This is a genomic window from Streptomyces sp. H27-D2 (assembly GCF_035828615.1).
In the GTDB taxonomy this organism is placed as follows: Bacteria; Actinomycetota; Actinomycetes; order Streptomycetales; family Streptomycetaceae; genus Streptomyces.
This window is the reverse complement of the sequence record NZ_JAYMZR010000117.1, coordinates 1-18,164: the sequence shown is the minus strand read 5'-3', so window position 1 is coordinate 18,164 and position 18,164 is coordinate 1. Positions and strand designations below refer to the sequence as shown.

The 18,164-nt window shown below is 72.7% G+C and carries 22 protein-coding genes; 9 read left to right on the top strand and 13 right to left on the bottom strand.

What is annotated here, in order from left to right:
- Both QMK28_RS29990 and QMK28_RS29985 read right to left on the bottom strand, forming a co-directional pair.
- Positions 1-1,720: SMC family ATPase (locus tag QMK28_RS29990; protein WP_326442830.1), on the bottom strand; the 1,720-nt coding region annotated here is incomplete at its 3' end.
- A complete protein-coding gene (locus QMK28_RS29985) occupies positions 1,717-2,883 on the bottom strand; it encodes an exonuclease SbcCD subunit D (protein WP_326442829.1) in 1,167 nt (388 codons plus the stop codon). The genes QMK28_RS29990 and QMK28_RS29985, both read right to left, overlap by 4 nt.
- Before the next feature lie 337 nt (positions 2,884-3,220).
- Between QMK28_RS29985 and QMK28_RS29980 the strand changes: the two genes are divergently transcribed.
- Positions 3,221-3,421: a hypothetical protein gene (locus tag QMK28_RS29980; RefSeq protein ID WP_326442828.1), complete on the top strand. Its 201-nt coding sequence runs from the start codon at positions 3,221-3,223 to the stop codon at positions 3,419-3,421.
- On the opposite strand, the gene QMK28_RS29975 is transcribed toward QMK28_RS29980, so the two are convergent.
- The 3 genes from QMK28_RS29975 to QMK28_RS29965 form a co-directional block, all read right to left on the bottom strand.
- Entirely contained in the window at positions 3,387-4,199 is an 813-nt protein-coding gene (locus QMK28_RS29975; protein ID WP_326442827.1) for an SAM-dependent methyltransferase, read from the bottom strand. The two genes, QMK28_RS29980 and QMK28_RS29975, sit on opposite strands and share 35 nt — an antisense overlap.
- 165 nt (positions 4,200-4,364) lie before the next feature.
- The gene (locus QMK28_RS29970) at positions 4,365-4,601 is read right to left on the bottom strand and encodes a DUF397 domain-containing protein (RefSeq protein WP_326442826.1); all 237 of its coding nucleotides are present in this window, start codon (positions 4,599-4,601) and stop codon (positions 4,365-4,367) included.
- Positions 4,598-5,422, bottom strand: a complete 825-nt coding sequence (locus QMK28_RS29965; protein WP_326442825.1) for a helix-turn-helix domain-containing protein — start codon at positions 5,420-5,422, stop codon at positions 4,598-4,600. The genes QMK28_RS29970 and QMK28_RS29965 overlap by 4 nt, the downstream gene beginning before the upstream one ends.
- Before the next feature lie 399 nt (positions 5,423-5,821).
- On the opposite strand from QMK28_RS29965, the gene QMK28_RS29960 reads away from it, so the two are divergent.
- Complete coding sequence (locus QMK28_RS29960; protein WP_326442824.1) at positions 5,822-6,280, top strand: ATP-binding protein; 459 nt, start codon at positions 5,822-5,824, stop codon at positions 6,278-6,280.
- Positions 6,281-6,393: 113 nt separating this feature from the next.
- On the opposite strand, the gene QMK28_RS29955 is transcribed toward QMK28_RS29960, so the two are convergent.
- A complete protein-coding gene (locus tag QMK28_RS29955) occupies positions 6,394-7,017 on the bottom strand; it encodes a YigZ family protein (RefSeq protein ID WP_326442823.1) in 624 nt (207 codons plus the stop codon).
- Between the two features lie 72 nt (positions 7,018-7,089).
- Between QMK28_RS29955 and QMK28_RS29950 the strand changes: the two genes are divergently transcribed.
- From QMK28_RS29950 to QMK28_RS29940, 3 genes are all read left to right on the top strand, one after another.
- A complete protein-coding gene (locus QMK28_RS29950) occupies positions 7,090-7,611 on the top strand; it encodes a GNAT family N-acetyltransferase (protein WP_326442822.1) in 522 nt (173 codons plus the stop codon).
- A 95-nt stretch (positions 7,612-7,706) separates the two neighbouring features.
- The gene (locus tag QMK28_RS29945; protein WP_326442821.1) at positions 7,707-8,114 is read left to right on the top strand and encodes a CoA-binding protein; all 408 of its coding nucleotides are present in this window, start codon (positions 7,707-7,709) and stop codon (positions 8,112-8,114) included.
- An 81-nt stretch (positions 8,115-8,195) separates the two neighbouring features.
- Positions 8,196-8,735: a GNAT family N-acetyltransferase gene (locus QMK28_RS29940; protein WP_326442820.1), complete on the top strand. Its 540-nt coding sequence runs from the start codon at positions 8,196-8,198 to the stop codon at positions 8,733-8,735.
- 52 nt (positions 8,736-8,787) lie between these two features.
- Here the strand turns inward: QMK28_RS29940 and QMK28_RS29935 are convergent, their stop codons facing one another.
- On the bottom strand, positions 8,788-9,360 hold the full coding sequence (locus QMK28_RS29935; RefSeq protein WP_326442819.1) for a helix-turn-helix domain-containing protein: 573 nt from the start codon (positions 9,358-9,360) through the stop codon (positions 8,788-8,790).
- Between the two features lie 106 nt (positions 9,361-9,466).
- Here QMK28_RS29935 and QMK28_RS29930 point away from each other — a divergent pair, with 106 nt between their 5' ends.
- Positions 9,467-10,330, top strand: a complete 864-nt coding sequence (locus QMK28_RS29930; RefSeq protein ID WP_326442817.1) for a DMT family transporter — start codon at positions 9,467-9,469, stop codon at positions 10,328-10,330.
- A gap of 108 nt (positions 10,331-10,438) precedes the next feature.
- Here the strand turns inward: QMK28_RS29930 and QMK28_RS29925 are convergent, their stop codons facing one another.
- Together QMK28_RS29925 and QMK28_RS29920 are read right to left on the bottom strand one after the other, a co-directional pair.
- Entirely contained in the window at positions 10,439-11,281 is an 843-nt protein-coding gene (locus QMK28_RS29925; protein WP_326442816.1) for an acyltransferase, read from the bottom strand.
- A 130-nt stretch (positions 11,282-11,411) separates the two neighbouring features.
- Complete coding sequence (locus QMK28_RS29920; protein ID WP_326442814.1) at positions 11,412-12,416, bottom strand: ABC transporter permease; 1,005 nt, start codon at positions 12,414-12,416, stop codon at positions 11,412-11,414.
- A 168-nt stretch (positions 12,417-12,584) separates the two neighbouring features.
- Here QMK28_RS29920 and QMK28_RS29915 point away from each other — a divergent pair, with 168 nt between their 5' ends.
- Both QMK28_RS29915 and QMK28_RS29910 read left to right on the top strand, forming a co-directional pair.
- Positions 12,585-13,094 carry a MarR family winged helix-turn-helix transcriptional regulator gene (locus QMK28_RS29915; RefSeq protein ID WP_326442813.1) on the top strand — a complete coding sequence of 170 codons (510 nt, stop codon included), beginning with the start codon at positions 12,585-12,587 and terminating at the stop codon, positions 13,092-13,094.
- A 180-nt stretch (positions 13,095-13,274) separates the two neighbouring features.
- Positions 13,275-14,165, top strand: coding sequence for a YihY/virulence factor BrkB family protein (locus QMK28_RS29910; RefSeq protein WP_443050870.1), 891 nt, complete (start codon positions 13,275-13,277; stop codon positions 14,163-14,165).
- A gap of 48 nt (positions 14,166-14,213) precedes the next feature.
- Here the strand turns inward: QMK28_RS29910 and QMK28_RS29905 are convergent, their stop codons facing one another.
- From QMK28_RS29905 to QMK28_RS29895, 3 genes are all read right to left on the bottom strand, one after another.
- A complete protein-coding gene (locus QMK28_RS29905; RefSeq protein ID WP_326442812.1) occupies positions 14,214-14,744 on the bottom strand; it encodes a gamma carbonic anhydrase family protein in 531 nt (176 codons plus the stop codon).
- Between the two features lie 101 nt (positions 14,745-14,845).
- Positions 14,846-15,577: a DedA family protein gene (locus QMK28_RS29900; protein WP_326442811.1), complete on the bottom strand. Its 732-nt coding sequence runs from the start codon at positions 15,575-15,577 to the stop codon at positions 14,846-14,848.
- Positions 15,578-15,760: 183 nt separating this feature from the next.
- Positions 15,761-16,213, bottom strand: a complete 453-nt coding sequence (locus tag QMK28_RS29895; protein WP_326442810.1) for a DUF4442 domain-containing protein — start codon at positions 16,211-16,213, stop codon at positions 15,761-15,763.
- A 115-nt stretch (positions 16,214-16,328) separates the two neighbouring features.
- On the opposite strand from QMK28_RS29895, the gene QMK28_RS29890 reads away from it, so the two are divergent.
- Positions 16,329-17,303 (top strand): hypothetical protein, encoded by a 975-nt coding sequence (locus QMK28_RS29890; protein WP_326442809.1) that lies wholly within the window; start codon positions 16,329-16,331, stop codon positions 17,301-17,303.
- Positions 17,304-17,381: 78 nt separating this feature from the next.
- Here the strand turns inward: QMK28_RS29890 and QMK28_RS29885 are convergent.
- On the bottom strand, positions 17,382-18,164 hold a 783-nt coding region (locus tag QMK28_RS29885), incomplete at its 5' end, for a spermidine synthase (protein ID WP_326442808.1).

Here is an 18,164-nt window from a genome sequence, read left to right as displayed (position 1 = left end):
CGCGCGGCTGGCCGAGGGCACACCGGGCGCGGTGTGCGGCGCGCGAGAGCACCCCGAACCCCCCCGCGCCGCCGCCGGCCACGTCGACCGGGCGACGGAGGAAGCCGCGCTGGCGGCTTCCCAGCGGGCCGAGGAGACGCGGGAGCACGCCGACCGCCTGCTCGCCGGCCCGGAGCAGCCGTGTACGCGCCTCGCCGACCTGCGAGGTCAGCGCGTCGCGCCGCTGCGCCGCCTCGTGCCGCCGTACGGCCGGGTCGATCCGGACCGCGAGCTGTTCGGCGCGGGTGGCGGCCTCCTGCGCGGCTTCGACGCGCCGCTGGTGGGCGTCGCGCGTGGTATCCCATTCGGTGAGCCAGTCGGCGGCGTCCTGCGACAGCTCGTCGTCGGAGCGCGCCTCGCGGTCGAGAGCGGCCCGCTCGGCGGTGATCCGCTCGGCGCGCTGTTCGGCGCGCCGGGCGGCGGCGAGACCGCCCAGTTCCTCGCGCGAGGCGTTCTCCAGCGCGGCGAGTTCGTCGCCGCCCGCGCCGGCGGTGGCGGCGGGCAGCCCGGCCCGGCCGAGTTGCTCGCGGCCGGCGCGCTCGGCGACGGCCGCGGCGAGATGCTGGCGTTCGGCGCTCTCGCGCAGGTCCAGCGCCGGGGCGACGGAGGCGGCGGCGCGGGCCCGGTCGAGCCGCAGCCGGGCCCGGTCCTGCTCCGCGCGCCCCGCGTCGAGGGCGGCCGCGCGCTGTTCGGCGGCCGCGTGGCCGCACTGGAGGCGGTCGAGCTCGCGGGCGGCGTCGAAGCCCCGCTGGGTGGCGGCGTGAGCGGATTCGGCGGCGGCGGCCGTGGTCAGCGCGATGTCCCGCAGCTCACGGGCGGCGGAGCGGGCCACCGCGGCCCAGCCGAGGACGGCGTCGGCCAGGCCCGGTTCGCCCGCCGGGATCTCGGGCAGCGGGTCGGCGCCGGACCCGGCGGCCTGCGCCATGCGGTGCGCGAGGGCCAGCAGCCGTTCGTCGCCGGCCCGCACCTGCGCTTCGGCGGCGCGCCGCAGGTCCGCGAGCCGGTCCTCGACGGCGGCGAAGCGCCCGGTGTCGAAGAGCCGGCCGAGCAGTTTGCCGCGCGCCTGGTCGTCGGCGCGCAGGAAGCGCGCGAAGTCGCCCTGCGGCAGCAGGACCACCTGGCAGAACTGCTCCTTGCTCATCCCGAGCAGCAGGGCGATCTCCTCGCCGATCTCCTGGTGCGAGCGGCTGAGCGCCTTCCATCCGCCGCCGCCGCTCCGATGCGGCTCATGCGGCGTCCTGGGGTGCGGGATCGCGGGCGCGAGGGCTTCCGCGTCGGCCTCCGGCGGCTCCCCGAACCGCGGGTCCCCGGTCGGTGCTGCGTACTCGCGCAGCCAGCTCTGCGCCTTGTCCCGGGTGAAGCCGCTGCCGCGCTTCTTGGGGCGGCGCTGCTCGGGGCGGCGGGTGATCTCCAACCGCCTCCCGCCTGCGGTGAGTTCCAGCAGGACTTCGGTCGGGGTGTCCGGTGAGGCATGGTCGCTGCGCAGCGTCAGCCCGCTCTGCCGGGCGCCGGGCACGCCGCCGTAGAGGGCGTAGCAGACGGCGTCGAGGACCGAGGTCTTGCCCGCGCCGGTCGGGCCGTGGAGCAGGAAGAGCCCGGCGGCGGACAGCTCGTCGAAATCGATCCGCTGGGTGCCGCCGAACGGCCCGAAGGCGGTGACGGTGAGCCGGTGCAGCCTCATCGGGCCACCTCGGTGCGCGTCTCGTCGATCCGTACGGTGTCGAAGGCGTCGGTGAGGACGGCCCGCTCGTGGTCGTCGGGGCCGCGTCCGGCGCGTACATGGCCCACGAAGTCCTCGGCGATCTGCTGGTCGGTGCGGCCGCGCAGCCGCTGGGCGTAGGAGGCCATCGGGTCCTCGGGGGCCCGTTCCGGATCGAAGGCGAGGCTGAGCACGTGCGGGAAGCGGGCGGCGAGGCGGGCCATCGGTTCGGCGGGGCGGCTGGGGTCGGTGAGGGTGGCCTCGACCCAGGAGTTCTCGTGCCGGTCGAGTTCGGGCCGCTCCAGCAGGTCGTCGAGGCAGCCGCGGATTCGGGCCAGCGGGCGTGGCACCGGGCAGTCGACGCGCTCGGCGGCGAGTGCGCCGCCGGCGCCGAGGTCGATGATCCACATGGACTTGCGGTGGTCGGTCTCGGAGAAGGAGTACGCGAGCGGCGAGCCGGAGTAGCGGACCCGCTCGCTGATCGTCTGGCAGCCGTGCAGGTGGCCGAGGGCGGCGTAGTCGACGCCGTCGAAGACGTCGGCGGGCACCGAGGCGACGCCGCCGACGGTGATGTCGCGCTCACTGTCGCTGGCGGCCCCGCCGGTGACGAAGGCGTGTGCGAGCACGACGGAGCGGGTGCCCGCGGGGCGGGCGGCGAGGTCAGCGCGCACTCGGGCCATGGCCGCGCCGAGCACGGCCGGGTGGCCTGCCTTCTCGGTGCCGAATTCCTCACGGACCAGGGCGGGTTCGAGGTAGGGCAGGCCGTAGCAGGCGACGTCGCCGTGTGCGTCGGTGAGCACGACGGGGGTGCCGCAGCCCGCCGGGTCGGTGCGCAGGTGGATGCCGGCCCGGTCGATGAGGCCGGCGCCGACGCCCAGCCGGCGGGCCGAGTCGTGGTTCCCGGAGATCATCACGGTGGGCACGCCGAGCTCCGCGAGCCGGTGCAGGACGCCGTCGAACAGCTCGACGGCGGCGAGCGGCGGCACCGCGCGGTCGTAGACGTCGCCGGCGACGACCACCGCGTCGACGTCGCGGTCCCGCACCGTGGCGATCAGGTGATCGATGAACGTCTCCTGCGCGGCCAGCAGGCTCACCCGGTGGAAGGACCGCCCGAGGTGCCAGTCGGAGGTGTGCAGAATTCTCACAGGACTGCCCCGACCCGCATGTTTTCCCTTTCCCCGCCCCAAGAGCCGGCACCGCGCCGGCGCGGCTTCCCGCCTCCGCACCGACCACGCTAGCGCTGGTCGGCCCCCCGTCCACCACAGACCTCAGTTTCGCACCCCCGCCGAGGGACCGCAGGCCCGTACGGTCGCGCTCCTGGACGAGGAGCATCCGTACACCGGTCATCTCCCGGCCCCGTACGGCCTGCCCGGCGGCTATCCGGTCACCGTCACCGCCGGGTCCGTCGCGCTCCGGCTGCCGCCCGGCATCGACCGGCAGGACGCCGCGGCCTGGAACCGGCAGCGGGCGGTGCTGGACGGGGTGAGCGTGGACGCCGACGGCACGGCGGTCCTGAGCCCGCACAGCGCCGCCGCCCTGACCCGCTACTGGCCCGACGCCCCCGTCGAGTACCGCTTCGGAGATCTCCCCGAACTCGCCCGTCGCACGGCGGACTTGAGGGAGCGCCTGCGGCGGCTGCCCGTCCCGGTCACGGCTTCCGGGCCACCCCCACGAAGAAACTGACCGTCGCGTCGTCGACGCCGGGCTGCGCCGGGCCGTCGGGCCGCCAGCGGTGCGGGACCTCGACGCCGGGCTCGATCAGCTCCAGGCCGTCGAAGAAGCGCAGGACCTCCTCCTTGGACCGCACCTGGGCGGGTATCCCGCCGCGGTGGTAGACCTCCACGACGTTCTTCCACATCTCCGGGGCGAAGTCCGGCGTGCAGTGCGAGAGCACCAGATAGCTGCCCGACGGCAGCGCCTCGACCAGTCGCGCGACCACCTCGTACGGCTTGTCCTCGTCGGGCACGAAGTGCAGCAGCGCGTTCAGGGACAGCGCCACCGGCCGGCTCATGTCGAGCGTCTCGTGCAGCACGGCGGCGTCGAGGATGCTGTCCGGGTCGCGCACGTCGGCCTGGATGTAGGCGGTGCGGCCTTCGGGCGAACTGCGCAGCAGCGCGCGGGCGTGCACCAGGACGCTGGGGTCGTAGTCGGCGTAGACGACCCGCGACTCGGGAGCCGCGGCCTGGGCCACCTGATGCAGATTGGGGCTGGTGGGCAGGCCGGTGCCGATGTCGAGGAACTGGCGGATGCCCAGGGTCGCGAGCACCCGGGTCGCGCGGTGCATGAACAGCCGGTTGGTCCGCGCGCAGGTCTTGATGGTCGGGAAGGCGGCTTCGACGGCGCCCGCGGCCTCCACGTCGACCTGGTAGTTGTCCTTGCCGCCGAGGTAGTAGTCGTACATCCGCGCCGGGTGCGGCTTGCTGGTGTCGATCTGCTCGGCTGCGTGACCGGAGTCGGTCATGGGCCCTCCTGCTCCTGGGGTGGTGGCACTGTGGGGGGTGAACGGGACGGCGGTGTACGGCGCGCGTGTGAGCCCGTGCGGTGCGTCCGCCTGAGGCGGTGCGCGTACGCGGGGGGGGCGGCGCTCGGGTGTGACGGGCGGCGCTCGTGCCCGGCGGGCCACGGCTCAGGCGAGCAGGTAGTCGGCCTGGCCCGCTTTGACGCCCCGCAGGAAGGTGGCGATCTCGTGCTGTGTGTAGACCAGGGCCGGGCCGCACGGGTCCGTGGACTGCCGCACCGCGACGCTTCCGTCCGGCAGCTTCTTCGCCTCGACGCAGCTGCCCCCGTTCCCGGCGCTCCAGGGCTTGTCCCAGCCTTCCGTGCCGAGTTCGCCGGCGGGAATGCCGTTGTAGATCGGGGTCATGAGTACTCCTTGCGCGTCTCTTCCAGGATGGTCCTGGAGGCGTCGACCGATGCCGCCTGCGCGGTCATCCGGTTGAGTGCCTCCAGATAGCTGACGACATCGAGGCGGTCTTCCAGGTACGCGGCGCCCGTGAGGCCCTCGGTGTAGACGATGTCCGGCCGCTCGGGCATCTCGAAGCGGAAGTAGTGGAAGGGGCCGAAGGCGCCGACGTGCGGTCCGGCGGCGAACGGCATGATCTGCAGGGTGATATTGGAGAGGTGCGTGGCGGCGAGCAGCCGGTCGATCTGGGCCCGCATGACGGCGGCCCCGCCGACCGGCCGGCGCAGCACCGTCTCGTCCAGGACCGCCCATACGGCCGGGGCGTCCGGCCCCGCCAGCAGCTCCTGGCGCTTGACGCGCAGGGCGACGCGGCGTTCGCGGTCCTCGTCGCTCGCGTTGGGCAGACCGTTGACGAACAGGGCGCGGGCGTAGTCCCCGGTCTGCAACAGGCCGGGGACGTAGTGCGGTTCATAGCTGCGGATGAGGCGGGCGGCGCTCTCCAGGCTCACGTACGCGCTGAACCAGCCGGGCAGCACGTCCCGCCAGGGGTTCCACCAGCCGGGTACATTGGCCTGCTTGGCGAGCCCGAGGAACACGTCGATCTCCGCCGCGGGCACCGCGTAGAGCTGCAACAGGGCCCGGACATAAGGGATCTTGAGTCCGACCTCCGCCTTTTCCATCCGGCGCACCGTCAGCTCGGCGACGTCGATGTCCTGCGCCGCCGTCCGCAGCGGTACGCGCGCCTTCTCCCGCAGATCCTTCAGCCGGGTGCCCAGGACCATGCGAAGGACGGTGGGAGCACTCTTCGATGGGACTTCAGTCACTCCCTGCCTCCTGACTAGCTGTCACGGCCCAGAGTGTGGCACGTAGTTGAGCGCACAACCAGATCGATCGCCGCTGTTCTGAAATTATCAGAACGACGGTTGCGATATGACCACTACAGCGAGCATAGTGATCGCGTGACTCACCTCACGACCCGCCACGGCGGCCTTCAACTTCAGTGATCGCCGCAGTAGTTGGCAGACGATCGGAGTGATCGAGCGATGGCCGCCGACCGTACTCAGCAGCCTCCGCCGCACTCCGGCGCGCCGCGGCGGCGCCCGGACCACCAGTTCGGCACCGGCTCACCGCCCCCACCGGTCCCCCGCGCTGCCCCATCCCGAGCTGATGGAAGGCCCCCCGTGCACGTGCCCCCCACTTGCGGAACCGACTCCAGGCACCCCGCCCCCGGCCTGGACGTCACCGCACTCCCCAACACCTTTCGCCTCGCCGGGGAGCCCGCGTCGGTGCCCAAGGCCCGGCGCTGGATCGCCGGTCTGCTGCGCGGCTGGGAGCTGCCGGACGACACCCGCGACGCCGCCCGGCTGCTGATATCGGAGCTGGTGACCAACGCGGTCGTGCACACCGACAGCGAGGAGATCGTCTGCAGCGCCGGCCTCGCGGACACGCTGCTGTATCTGGAAGTGCGCGATCAGGGCACCGCCGCGAAGGGCCCGCCCCGCCGGCGCGACCCGGGCGCCGACGCCGAGGACGGCCGCGGGCTGCTCATCGTCACCGACGTGAGCGAGGACTTCGGGGTCAGGGCGAGAGACAATGAGGCCGGGCACACCATCTGGGCGACGCTGCGCACCACGCGTTGAGCGTCCCTGCGGCCGCGGGGGCCGCGGGGGCGGCGTGCCGACCGCACCGACTCCGAGGGCGCCAGCACGCCCCGTCGCCCTCGCGGTGGGCGCGAGACCTCACCCCCCAGCGCTCAGACCTCGCCGTACGCCTCACCGCCCAGGACCAGGACCGCCGCACCCGCCGTCGTATCGGCCAGCCAGCCCCGGAAGGCGTCGACGTCGGCCTCGGGCAGTCCGACCTCGATGGTCACGGCCTCGGCGTAGCGCACCTCGCGGACCGCGCGGCCGGTCGCCCGCAGGTCGTTCTCCAGCTTCCCGGCCCGCTGGTGGTCGACGGTGACGGTGGCCAGCCGGAACCGGCGGCGTGTGACGGTGCCCAGTACGTCGAGGGCTTCGCCGACCACCCCGCCGTACGCGCGCATCAGCCCGCCCGCGCCGAGCTGGGTGCCGCCGAAGTAGCGGGTGACGACGGCGACGGCGTAGCGGACATCGCGGCGCAGCAGCATCTGGAGCATGGGGACGCCCGCCGTGCCGCCGGGCTCGCCGTCGTCGCTGGCCTTCTGCACCCCGCCGTCGGCGCCGATGACGTAGGCGAAGCAGTTGTGGTTGGCGCCGGGGTGCTGCTTGCGGAGGCGCTGGATGACCTCCTGCGCCTCCTGCTCCGTCGCGGCGGGCGCGAGCGTGCAGAGGAAGCGCGACCTCTTGATCTCGATCTCGTGCACGCCCTCGCGAGCGGGGGTCCGGTACTGCTCCATCCCGCAACCCTATGCGCTGCGCGCCGACCCCCGATTTGGCATCAGAACCGGGTCGAGGGGGATGATCAGGGCATGACGACACCAGACCGGATCTTGACAGGCTTCGGCCTCCACCTGCGGGGATGGACCGAGCAGGACCTCCCCGCGATGGTGGAACTGTTCGACGAGCCGGAGATCGCGCGCTGGACGCCGATGCCTTCGCCCTTCGGCCCCGCGGAGGCGAGGGAGCGGCTGGCGGGCGGCCGGGCCGATCCCGCCCGCATCCCCTTCGCGATCACCGAGGACGGGACCGCGCCCCGCGGCGAGGGACTGGTGATCCGCACCGGCCACGACGGTTATGACGCCGAGCTCGGCTATGTGATCGGCGCGCGCTACCGGGGCCAGGGGCTGGCGGTGCGGGCGCTGCGGCTGCTGACCGACTACGCCCACGTCACGCTGGGCCTCGACCGGCTGGCGCTGCGCATAGAGGAGGAGAACACGGCGAGCTGCGCCGTCGCCCGCTCCGCCGGGTACCGGCTGACGGATGACGAGCCGGTGGTGCGCGGCAGCCGGGACAAGCCGGTGATCCTGCGGACGTGGCAGCACGGGGAATGAGTAGCACGGGGAATGACCGGCCCTGCGGCCTCTGTTGAGCGGACGACGGGCTGAGCGGACAGAGCAGACGACGGACCGATTCCCAGGAGGCCGATGTGTACGGCGACACCGCGACGATCGCCAGAATTCTCCGGAGCACGGGCGACACCTGGGCGGTGGTGGGGCTGTCCGGCAACGACCGCCGGGCGGCCTACGGCGTCGCGAGCGTGCTCCAGCGCTACGGCAAGCGCATCGCGCCCGTCCACCCCAAGGCGCAGACGGTGCACGGCGAGCGGGGGTACGCCTCGCTGGCCGACATCCCCTTCCCGGTGGACGTCGTCGACGTGTTCGTGAACTCGGCGCTGGCGGGAGCGGTGGCGGACGAGGCCGTCGCGGCCGGGGCGAGGGCGGTGTGGTTCCAGCTCGGGGTCGTCGACGAGGCGGCGTACGAGCGGGTGCGGGCTGCCGGTCTGGACATGGTGATGGACCGGTGTCCGGCGATCGAGATCCCGCGGCTGGGCTGACGGTCCGCGCGGGGGGGAATGCGTGGGTCCGGGGCGGGTCCGGGTGACGGCCGGCCCGAAGAGGTGCGTTAGCGTCCGGGCATGATCGTCACTCGCGCCGCCGTCCCCGAGGACGCCCCGGAAATCGTGCGTCTGCGCAGGCTGATGTTCGCCGCCATGCGGGACCACGACGAGTCCGGGGCCTGGGAGGACGACGCCCGCGAGCTGCTGCGCGGGCAACTGGCCGGGCGGGGCGCGCTGGTCGGGGCGTTCGTGGTGGAGGCCGACGGCGGACCGGACGCGGCACCGGGCCCGGCTCCCGGCGAAGCGGCGGGCGCGGCACCCGTCGGCGGAGCGCCGCTGGCCGCCTGCGCGGTCGGTTCCGTCGAGCAGCGGCTGCCCGCTCCCGGCCATCCCACCGGCCGGTTCGGGTTCGTCTTCAATGTCTGCGCCGACCCGGCGCACCGGGGCCGCGGCTACGCCCGCGCCACCACCGAGGCGCTGCTCGACTGGTTCGCCGCGCAGGGCGTCAGCCGCGTCGATCTGCACGCCACCCCTGACGCCGAGCGCCTCTATCGCGCGATGGGCTTCACCGAGCACCCCACCGCGCTGTCCATGAACGTGGCGGCGCGCCGGGGCTGACGAGGCACTCGGCCCTGGGCAGCAGCCGCCCGCCGAGCCCGGATCGGCCCTCTCAGCGGACCGGCGGGATGATCACGGCCATCGTCATCTCGACGGTCTCGGCGCCGTCGTTGCGGTAGGCGTGCGCGACTTTCGCCTCGAAGGTCGCCGAGGCCCCGGCCGTCACCCGATGCTCCTCGCCGTCCACGACCAGGGTCAGCTCGCCCGCCGAGACATGGATGAGTTCGACCGTGCCCGGCTGGTGCGGGTCCGAGGCGCTGCTGTCCCCCGGCATCAGCCGCCAGGCCCACAGTTCGAACGGACCGGGCGCTTCCGAGCCGACGAGCAGTTTGGTGAAGCTGCCCGCCTCGGTGGACCACATCCGCACCGCCTGCGACTCCGGCACCAGCCGGACCTGCGGGCCCTGTTCGTAGTCGAGCAGCGTGGTGATGCTGACGCCGAGCGCGTCGGCGATCTTCACGGTGGTGCCGACGCTGGGATTCGTACGCGCCTGCTCGATCTGGATGATCATGCCTCGGCTGACGCCGGCGCGGGCCGCGAGGGCGTCGAGGGTGAACCCCCGCTCGGCACGCCAGCGCTTGAGATTGCGGGCGAGCGACTGGGTGAGCTGGTCGAGGTCCGTCACGTTCCATCCATTTCGAGGTGCAATATTTTGCATGTCAGAGTTCATCATGCTGCACTACTGTGTGCTGTACTCCAGCATCCAACAAACTGTACTGCGAGGATTTACGATGACCGCGATTATGGCCCTTGCCACCAGCTTCCTCTGGGGGTTGGCCGACTTCGGCGGCGGTCTGCTCACCCGGCGCATGCCCGCGCTGACCGTGGTCGTCGTCTCCCAGGTACTGGCCGTCGGTGTGCTCGGCGTCGTCGTGGTGGCCACCGGAGGCTGGTCCGAAGCCGGCCCGCAGCTGTGGTTCGCGGTCGCGGCGGGCGTGGTGGGTCCGGTCGCGATGCTCTGCTTCTACCGGGCCCTGGCGCTCGGCCCGATGGGCGTCGTCTCGCCGTTGGGGGCGCTGGGCGGCGTCGCCGTCCCGCTCGGTGTCGGGCTCGTGCTCGGCGAGCGGCCCGGCGTGCTCCAGTTCGCGGGCATCGCCGTGGCCGTGGCGGGCGTCGTCCTCGCGAGCGGCCCGCAGCGCGGAGCTCCGGTGCAGCGCCAGACGCTGCTGCTCACCCTGGTCGCGGCCTTCGGCTTCGGTTCCGTCATGGCGCTGATCGCCGAGGCCGCCACCACGATGACCGGCCTCTTCCTCGCCCTGTTCGTTCAGCGCGTGTGCAATGTCGCCGTCGGCGGCAGCGCGCTCTTCGTCTCCGTCCGGCGCGGCAACCCCGCGCTGCCCGCCGAGGGCCGCAACGGTGTGTGGACGGCGCTGCCCGCGCTGGCCTTCGTCGGCCTCGCCGACGTCGCCGCCAACGGCACGTACAACCTCGCCGCCCAGCACGGCCCGGTGACCGTGGCCGCCGTACTGGCCTCGCTCTACCCGGTGGTCACCGCGCTCGCGGCGCGCGGCGTGCTCCAGGAGCGGCTGCGCACGGTCCAGGCGGCCGGCGCGGGGCTGGCGCTGGTCGGGACGGTGCTGCTCGCGGCGGGGTGACCAGGGGCGCAGCGACCGGGACGTGCGGCCGGCGGAGGGCGGCTCAAGGTGAGCGGCTCGGGCCGGGCCGTCCGGTGGCCGTCCGTCGCCGACGGAACCGGCGCACCGTCAGCGGTCGGCAGCCACATCCACCGCGGCCGAAGCAGCGGCCGAAGCAGCGGCCGAAGCGTCCGGAGTCGCCGCCGCATCCCCCGCCTCACCGAGCGCGCCCAGTTCCGCCGGCGCCAGTCCGGCCAGCGCGACCAGTTGTTCGGGGGTGACGCCGTCGGGAATCGGCACGGGCGTCGGGGTGCGCAGCGGCGGCTGCCAGCCCCGCTCCGGGCTCCAGAGCCGTACGACCCGGGCGGGCGCGCCCGCGACCACCGCGTGGTCGGGCACCTCGCCCCGTACGACCGCGCCGGCCGCGACCACGACATTGCGGCCCAGCCGCGCTCCGGGCAGGATCACCGCCCCCGCGCCGAGCCAGCTTCCTGAGCCGATCTCGACGGGTGCGGTGCGCGGCCACTGCTTGCCGACCGGCTGCTCGGGGTCGTCGTAGGAGTGATTGTCGGAGGTGATGTAGACGTACGGGCCGCAGTAGACGTCGTTGCCGATGACGACCGGCTGCGAGGCCACCACATGGCTGCCCCGCCCCAGGACCACGCCGTCGCCCAGCCGCAGCACCGCGTCGGGGCCGAGGTCGAGGTCCGGCATCATGCCGGCGGTCAGGGTGACCTGTTCGCCGATGATGCAGTGGTCGCCGAGCTCGATCCAGGCCTCTCCGAAGATGGTCCCCTGCGGGAACGCGAGCCTGCTGGCGGTGCCGATCCTGCGGAAGCGCAGCGTGCCGGGGCGCTCCGCGGTCACCGCGCCGGTCCGGCGCACCCACGCCCAGGTGTGGTGCACCGCGCGCGATACGGCCCGGCGGCGCCAGGCGGCGAGCGATGAGAACGTGTTGCGGTTTTTCGGCACCCGCTCACCGTACTCAGCCGCGTGGGGCCGCCGACCGCCCGGTGCTGTGATCTTCACCCCATCCACCCGTCGCGCTGCCCGGGGATTCAGCCGGCGCCGCGAATCCGGGCCCCGGCCGCGTCGTACGGGCTCAGGCGGAGGCGAGCCGGTCGCGCCGGCGGCGGCCGATGCCGACGTCCTTCGCGTACAGGATCGCCGCGCAGCCGATGATCCAGGCGGCGAGTACGACGAGGCCCCTGACCAGGCCGTCGTTGTGGAAGTACGACGCCCCCTGGACCGCCCGCACCCCGACGCCGACCGGCAGGATCTCGGACAGCGGGCGCAGCCAGCCCGGCAGGTACTGCGCGGGCAGGAAGCCGCCGCTGGTGCTGTTCCCGAGGGTCAGCAGGACGACGGAGGCCAGGCTCAGGCCCGCCATCCCGAAGAGGCGCATGAACACCATCGTCGCGCCGCCCGCCGCGGCGGCCATCATCGCGGTCAGGCCGGCGACGGTCAGGAAGGAGCCGGGCAGCGCGCCGAAGCCGGTGTCGCCGGCTATCAGGGCGATGATCAGGCCGCCGAAGACGCCGAAGGACGCGAGGCTGACCATCCGCCGGCGGAACTGCAGCCGCGGGGCCATCTGGTACGTCATCATGCCGAACAGGTAGCCGGCCAGGACCAGGCCGAAGGCGGCGTAGAACACGGACATGCCGCGGGTGTCACCGGCCGAGGTGGGCGCGACATCCCGCTGCGCGAGCGAGTGGCCCTCGGCCTTGGCGACCGCGCCGAACGCCTCGGTCACGGTTCCGGTGACGGAGGGGCCGTTGGCGCCCGCGTAGAGCAGCTTCGGGGTGTCGCCCGAGCCGATGTACGCGGCGTACACCTCACGGTGTTCGAGCGCGTGCCGGGCTTCGCCCTCGCTCGCGTAGCGCTTGACGTCGAATCCGCCGGACAGGCCCGCGTCGAGTCCGGACCCGGCGTTGTGGATCTGCTGCGAGGAGCCGACGGCGGCCACCGGGAGGCGGTGCGGCCGGGGCGCGTGGAAGGCTGCGAGGTAGACGCTGACGAAGATGGTGCCGATGACCAGCACAATGATCACCGGCAGCAGGACGCCCTTCACGCCGGCGGCACCGTGTTGCGGAGGTGCGGAGTCCACCGCGTGGGCATGGTGCGGACAGTCGGCGTCCGGCCGGATTCCTCGCTGGGATTCCTGGTCGGCGGAGGTGGGAGCAGGCGGCACGGCAGACCCTTCGGCAGATATAAGCTACCTGTTAACTGTAGCAGTCATATATAAGGTGCCTTCCATTCATGAGGTGAAATTCGAGTGCTGCGCGACCCGTCCCACCGCACCGGCTATCTGGCCTGGCAACTCTCCCAGGCCATGGCCCCGCGCCTGGAGAAGGCGCTGCGGCCGCTCGATCTCACGCTGGCGCAGCAGAACGCCCTGCTGCATGTGAGCCTGGCCCCGGGAGTCTCCAGCGCCGAGGTCGCCCGCCGCTCCGGTGTCACCGCCCAGTCCATGGGCGCGGCCGTGAACGCCCTCATCGACCGCGGGCTGCTGGAGCGCAGCCACCACCCCGGCAACCGGCGCGTCCTGTGGCTGCGCGTCACCGACGAGGGGCTGCGGCTGGCCGAACGCGCGCAGGCCGCGATGGAAGAGGTCGAGGCCCGCGCCGTACGGATCTTCTCCGCCGAGGAGCAGGCGACGGCCCAGGCCCTGCTGCACCGCCTGGTCGACCACCTCAACCCGGACGCCCTGCGCTTCGACGCCCCGGCGGGCGAGGGGGAGGCGGGGGAGGCCGCGGTCGCGGCGAGCGGTGAACCGACCGGCTGACGGCCGGCGCACCGGGCTGCCCGGATAATCACCAGTCGGGAGCGGCGGACGACCTCGGGGCGCACGACCGCGCCGAGGTCGTCCGCCGACGTCACGCACCGACCCCGTGAGTCGGCCGCACAGCACCGCCACCGCCCTCCCGGCCCCTGCCCTTCCGCGCCGCCGCACTTAGGACACAGCGTGCACAGTGAGACGACACCCGCCCCCTCGACCCCACGGAGCTGGGCCGACGCCCTGCCGCCCCGCGGGCACGGCGTGAGCGCGCTGCGCCGTACGCCGGTGTCCGTATGGAACGACGACGTCACGGACTGGGCCGCGGCCCTCACCTACTACGCGGTGCTCGCCATCTTCCCCTCGCTGCTGGTCACGGTCTCGCTGGTCGGGATCATCGGCGACGCGGCGCGGCAGAACCTGATCAGTGACGTGATCGCCGTGGTGCCCGCCGGTTCCCAGGCCGTCCTGGGGCGCGCGCTGGAGGGGATGGCCGCCGAGCGCTCGGCCGCCTGGATGCTGGCCGTCTTCGGCACGGTCAGCGCCGTCTGGTCCGCCTCCAGCTACCTCGGCGTGTTCCGCCGGGCCCTGCACGCGATGCACGGCGTGCAGGATCTGCGCCCGGTATGGAAGACCGCGCCCCGGATCGTGATCACCGCCGTCGCGCTGCTGGCGCTGCTCGTCACCAGTGCGCTGGCCCTCACGCTCACCGGCGGGCTGGCACCTGCCGCCGGCCGTCTGCTGGGCGTGGACGGCGCGGCCACCACCGCGTGGAACGCCCTGAAGTGGCCGATCCTGCTCTGCCTGGCCGCCGTACTCGTCCTGGTGCTGTTCCGCTCCGGCCCGGCCGAGACACGCGGTGTCCGGCGCAGGGCCCCGGGCGGCGCGCTCGCCGTGCTGCTGTGGCTGCTCGCCTCCGCCGGCTTCGCCCTCTACGCCTCGCACTTCGGCACATACAACCGGCTGTACGGATCGCTCGCCGGGATCGTCATCTTCCTGGTCTGGCTGTGGCTCTCCAACCTCGCGCTGCTCACCGGCGCCCAGTTCAACGCCGAACTGGCCAAGCTGCGGCGCGAGTGACCCGCCGGCGCGGCCGGGGTGGGTCAGCCGGGATGGGTACGGCCCGTCTCAGTCCTGGTGCGCCGCGCGGTGCGCCTTGGCCAGTTCCCAGTACATCGTGGCGTTCACCTTGATGTGCTCCCGCTCCTCCTCGGTCAGCTCGCGCTTGACCTTGGCGGGGACGCCCGCGACGAGCGAGCCGGGCGGCACCCGCATGCCCTGCGGGACCAGCGCCTGGGCCGCGACCAGCGAACCCGCGCCGATGTGCGCGCCGTTGAGGACCGTGGCGCCCATGCCGATGAGTACGTCGTCCTCGACGGTGCAGCCGTGCAGCACCGCGTTGTGGCCCACCGAGACGCGCTCGCCGACGGTGACCGGGAATCCGGGGTCCACGTGCACGGTGCAGTTGTCCTGGATGTTGCTGTCGGCGCCCAGGACGATCGGGCCGCAGTCGGCCCGCAGTACGGCGTGGTACCAGACGCTGGACCCCGGGGCCATCGAGACCTCGCCGATCACCACGGAGGTCGGTGCGGCGAACGACTCCGGGTCGATCTCCGGCTCCTTGCCGCCCACGCCCGCGATCAACGCCCGTTCCGCCATCGTCTTCTCCCCTTCGCCGCTGTTTCGTCGCGCTTGAACGCACCGTAGGCGACGGGTCGGGGCGGACGAGCCCTGCGCCGCGTCGTCATCGTCGCCCTGTCCTAGTCGGCGGCCGGGACGGAGGTCCGCTCGGCCGTCTGCTCCGGGGACGCCGTAGCCGCGTCCTGATCAGGTGCGTCGGCATCGGCCCGCGCGCCTTGCGGTGTGTCCGCCTTCGCGTCCGCGTCCGTGGCGGCCTTCTTCGCCCGGTTCCTTACGACGAGCATCGAGGTGACCCCGATCAGCACCGCCAGCACGAGCCCGAGCCAGGAGAAGCGCTTGAGCCAGGCTTCCGCGACGACGCCGACGTAATAGATGACGGCGGTCGTGCCGCCCGCCCAGACGATTCCGCCGAGCACGTTGGCGGTCAGGAACTTCCAGTACGGCATCCGCAGCACGCCCGCGAGCGGCCCCGCGAAGATACGCAGCAGGGCGACGAAGCGGCCGAAGAACACCGCCCACATGCCCCACTTCTCGAACGAGCGCTCGGCGCTCGCGATGTGGTGGGGGCCGAAGTGCTTGGGGAATTTGCGACCGAGCCGGTCCAGGAGCGGCTGTCCGCCCCTGCGGCCGATCGCGTAGCCGATGGAGTCGCCGACGATCGCGCCGAGTGTGGCGCAGGCGCCGAGGACCACCGGGTCGACGGAGTCGTGCTGCGAGGCCAGCAGGGCCGCGCTGACGAGGATGATCTCGCCCGGCAGCGGGATGCCCAGGCTCTCCAGCCCGATGACCCCACCCACCAGGATGTAGACGCTCATCGCCGGTACGGTCTCGAGCCATTCCTGGACGTGCAACGCCGCCGCCTCCCCGCCTGCTGACCAACTGCCGGACGTGCGCCGGGGCGCACGTCCGGGGCAGCCTACTCGATCGGGACAGGGCGGCCGGAACCGACGGCGGGGGCCCCATTCGCCCTGCTGTCCGGGCCTCGGTGACCGGGCCCGGCGGCAACCGGCTGCGGTCGGGCCCGGCGGCAGCCGTCAGCGGTTGGGACGCAGCGTCCAGATGATGGACATCTCGCCGGTGACCGCTCCGTCCTCGCGGGTGATCGCGATGTGCACGGGGAACTCGGGCCGCTCCCCCGCGTCCAGTTCGGCGAGCACATCGGCGATGGGGCGGCCGAGCTCCGCGGTGGCGGTGACCGGGCCCATGGCGAGCTTCTTGTAGCCGATCTCGGCCCGCACCGCGAGCGGCACGGCGCGCGAGAGCTGATCGCCGAAGGCGGCCATGACGATCGCACCGCTGGCGGACTCGGCGAGCGTGAACATGGCTCCGGCGTGCGGTCCGCCGACGTGGTTGTGGAAATCGGCCTGGTCGGGCAGGCGGACCACGGCGCGCTCGGCGGTGGTCTCGGCGAATTCGAGGTTGAGGGTGCGGGCCATCGGCACGGTGGCCGCCATCATGTCGCCGATCGACGGCAGGGTCTCTGACATACCTGAAAGTTACCAGTGGGTAGCAACTTCGGGAAGACCCGCCGGGGCACCTCACAAGGAGTACCTCGGGGGCTGGCGTAGTTCTTGTCACACCACACCTCTATGGTTACTGCCCATGTGGCCAGGACAGCAGCCGCCCGGGGGCGAGCAGAACCAGCAGCAACCGAACCCCTATCAACAGCCGGGGTATCAGCAGCCGAATCCGTATCAGCAGCAGGGATACCCGCAGCAGGGACAGCAGCCGCCCAACCCGTACCAGCAGCCCGCTCAGCAGTGGGGCGCGCCGACGCCGCCCGGCGGGCCGCAGCCGCCGCAGCGCGATGGCAACAAGCACACCACCCTCATCGCCATCGTCGCGGCCCTCGCGGTGGTCGCCGCCGCCGTGATCACCGGCGTGGTCGTGCTCAAGGACGACGACAAGCAGTCCGTGGCGAAGGACGACCCGAAGAAACCCGCCAAGTCGGCCAAGCCCTCCGAGAGCCCCACCACGGCGGACCCCGACAATCCGCGGGCTGGCGAGGACGACGGGATCAAGCCGGTGATCGCCGGTTGGAAGACATTCGTCAACGTCAAGCGGCACACCGCGTTCGACGTGCCGAACAACGACGACTGGAAAATCGAGCAGTCGAGCACCTTCATCGGCTTCTCCAAGAAGAAGACGGGCGATCCGCTCGTCGGCTTCCTGGGCGGAGTCGTCTACAAGGGCGAGGTCTGCGGGCAGGACTCCCGCGGTATCACGGGGATTCAGGGCGGCCAGGGCGCCAAGAGCGTCCCCACCGCGGCCGAGATCACCGCCAACAACTTCCTGTTCGCCGACTACAACCAGGACAGGAAGGGCAAGGTCAAGTACACCAAGGCCAAGCCCTTCAAAAATGACCACGGCATCTCCGGGTACTCGTCGACGGCGACGGCCACCGGCATCCCCAAGACGAAGTGCGACACGGACGGCAAGTCGGTCAGCGTCGCCTACAAGAACGCCGAGGGCGATGTCGCGATCTGGGTGATCACGTCCGACGTGGGTGTCCCGGGCGAGGTCTCGCAGGACACGCTCGACAAGATGATGAGCAGCCTCCGCCCGACCAAGAACTGACGCGGCCGGGCCGGCGGAGGAACGCCCCCGCCGGCCCGCCAAGGGTCGAACGACGGTCGAGTGACGGGAACCGTCAGGTCAACCGATGGTGAAAGCCCCGCTCGGCGGCTCCGGCGACGGCACGGCCGCGGCGTCCCGTACGGGTTCGGCGCGCGCCACGAAGCGCCGCAGCGACGGCCCGTACTCCACCCGCGCCGGGAAGGCGTCGGCCGCGTTGCGGCGCGCGAGCGCGGCGATCGGCAGTTCCGTGCGGGCGGCGACGACGACCGCGTTGCCGAACCGCCGGCCGCGCAGCACGCCGGGCTCCGCCATCAGGCACAGGTGCTCGAAGACCGCTCCGAGCGTGGCGACTTGGGAGCGCAGGAAGTCGAACGGCGCGCTGTCGGCGAAGTTCGCCAGGTAGAGGCCGTCCGGGCGCAGCACGCGGGCGGCGGTGCGGACGTACTCGATCGAGGTGAGGTGCGCGGGCACCCGCGAGCCGCCGTAGACGTCGGCGACGATGACGTCGGCCGAGGCGGCGGGGGCCGCTTCCAGTGCCGTACGGGCGTCCGCCGGATGCAGCGCGATCCCGGAGCCGGCGGGCAGCGGCAGATGTTCGCCGACGAGCGCGAGGAGCCCCCGGTCCGCGTCGACGACGTCCTGGCGGGAGCCGGGCCGGGTGGCCGCGAGGTAGCGCGGCACGGTGAGCGCTCCGCCGCCCAGGTGCAGCACGTCGAGCGGGAGGCCGGGCTCCGCGGCCGTGTCCAGGACGTGCGCGAACCGCCGGACGTAGTCGAACTCCAGGTGCGTGGGCTCGTCCAGGTCCACGTACGACTGCGGCGCGCCGTCCACCGTGAGCAGCCAGGCGCGCGGTCGGTCCAC

Bases quoted from the DNA above. Each gene is read 5' to 3' on its own strand.
- QMK28_RS29975 (WP_326442827.1), bottom strand. From the start codon at position 4,199: ATGACCGACTCCGGTCACGCAGCCGAGCAGATCGACACCAGCAAGCCG.
- QMK28_RS29970 (WP_326442826.1), bottom strand. From the start codon at position 4,601: ATGACCCCGATCTACAACGGCATTCCCGCCGGCGAACTCGGCACGGAA.
- QMK28_RS29965 (WP_326442825.1), bottom strand. From the start codon at position 5,422: ATGGTCCTGGGCACCCGGCTGAAGGATCTGCGGGAGAAGGCGCGCGTA.
- QMK28_RS29955 (WP_326442823.1), bottom strand. From the start codon at position 7,017: ATGGAGCAGTACCGGACCCCCGCTCGCGAGGGCGTGCACGAGATCGAG.
- QMK28_RS29950 (WP_326442822.1), top strand. From the start codon at position 7,090: ATGACGACACCAGACCGGATCTTGACAGGCTTCGGCCTCCACCTGCGG.
- QMK28_RS29940 (WP_326442820.1), top strand. From the start codon at position 8,196: ATGATCGTCACTCGCGCCGCCGTCCCCGAGGACGCCCCGGAAATCGTG.
- QMK28_RS29930 (WP_326442817.1), top strand. From the start codon at position 9,467: ATGACCGCGATTATGGCCCTTGCCACCAGCTTCCTCTGGGGGTTGGCC.
- QMK28_RS29905 (WP_326442812.1), bottom strand. From the start codon at position 14,744: ATGGCGGAACGGGCGTTGATCGCGGGCGTGGGCGGCAAGGAGCCGGAG.
- QMK28_RS29895 (WP_326442810.1), bottom strand. From the start codon at position 16,213: ATGTCAGAGACCCTGCCGTCGATCGGCGACATGATGGCGGCCACCGTG.
- QMK28_RS29890 (WP_326442809.1), top strand. From the start codon at position 16,329: ATGTGGCCAGGACAGCAGCCGCCCGGGGGCGAGCAGAACCAGCAGCAA.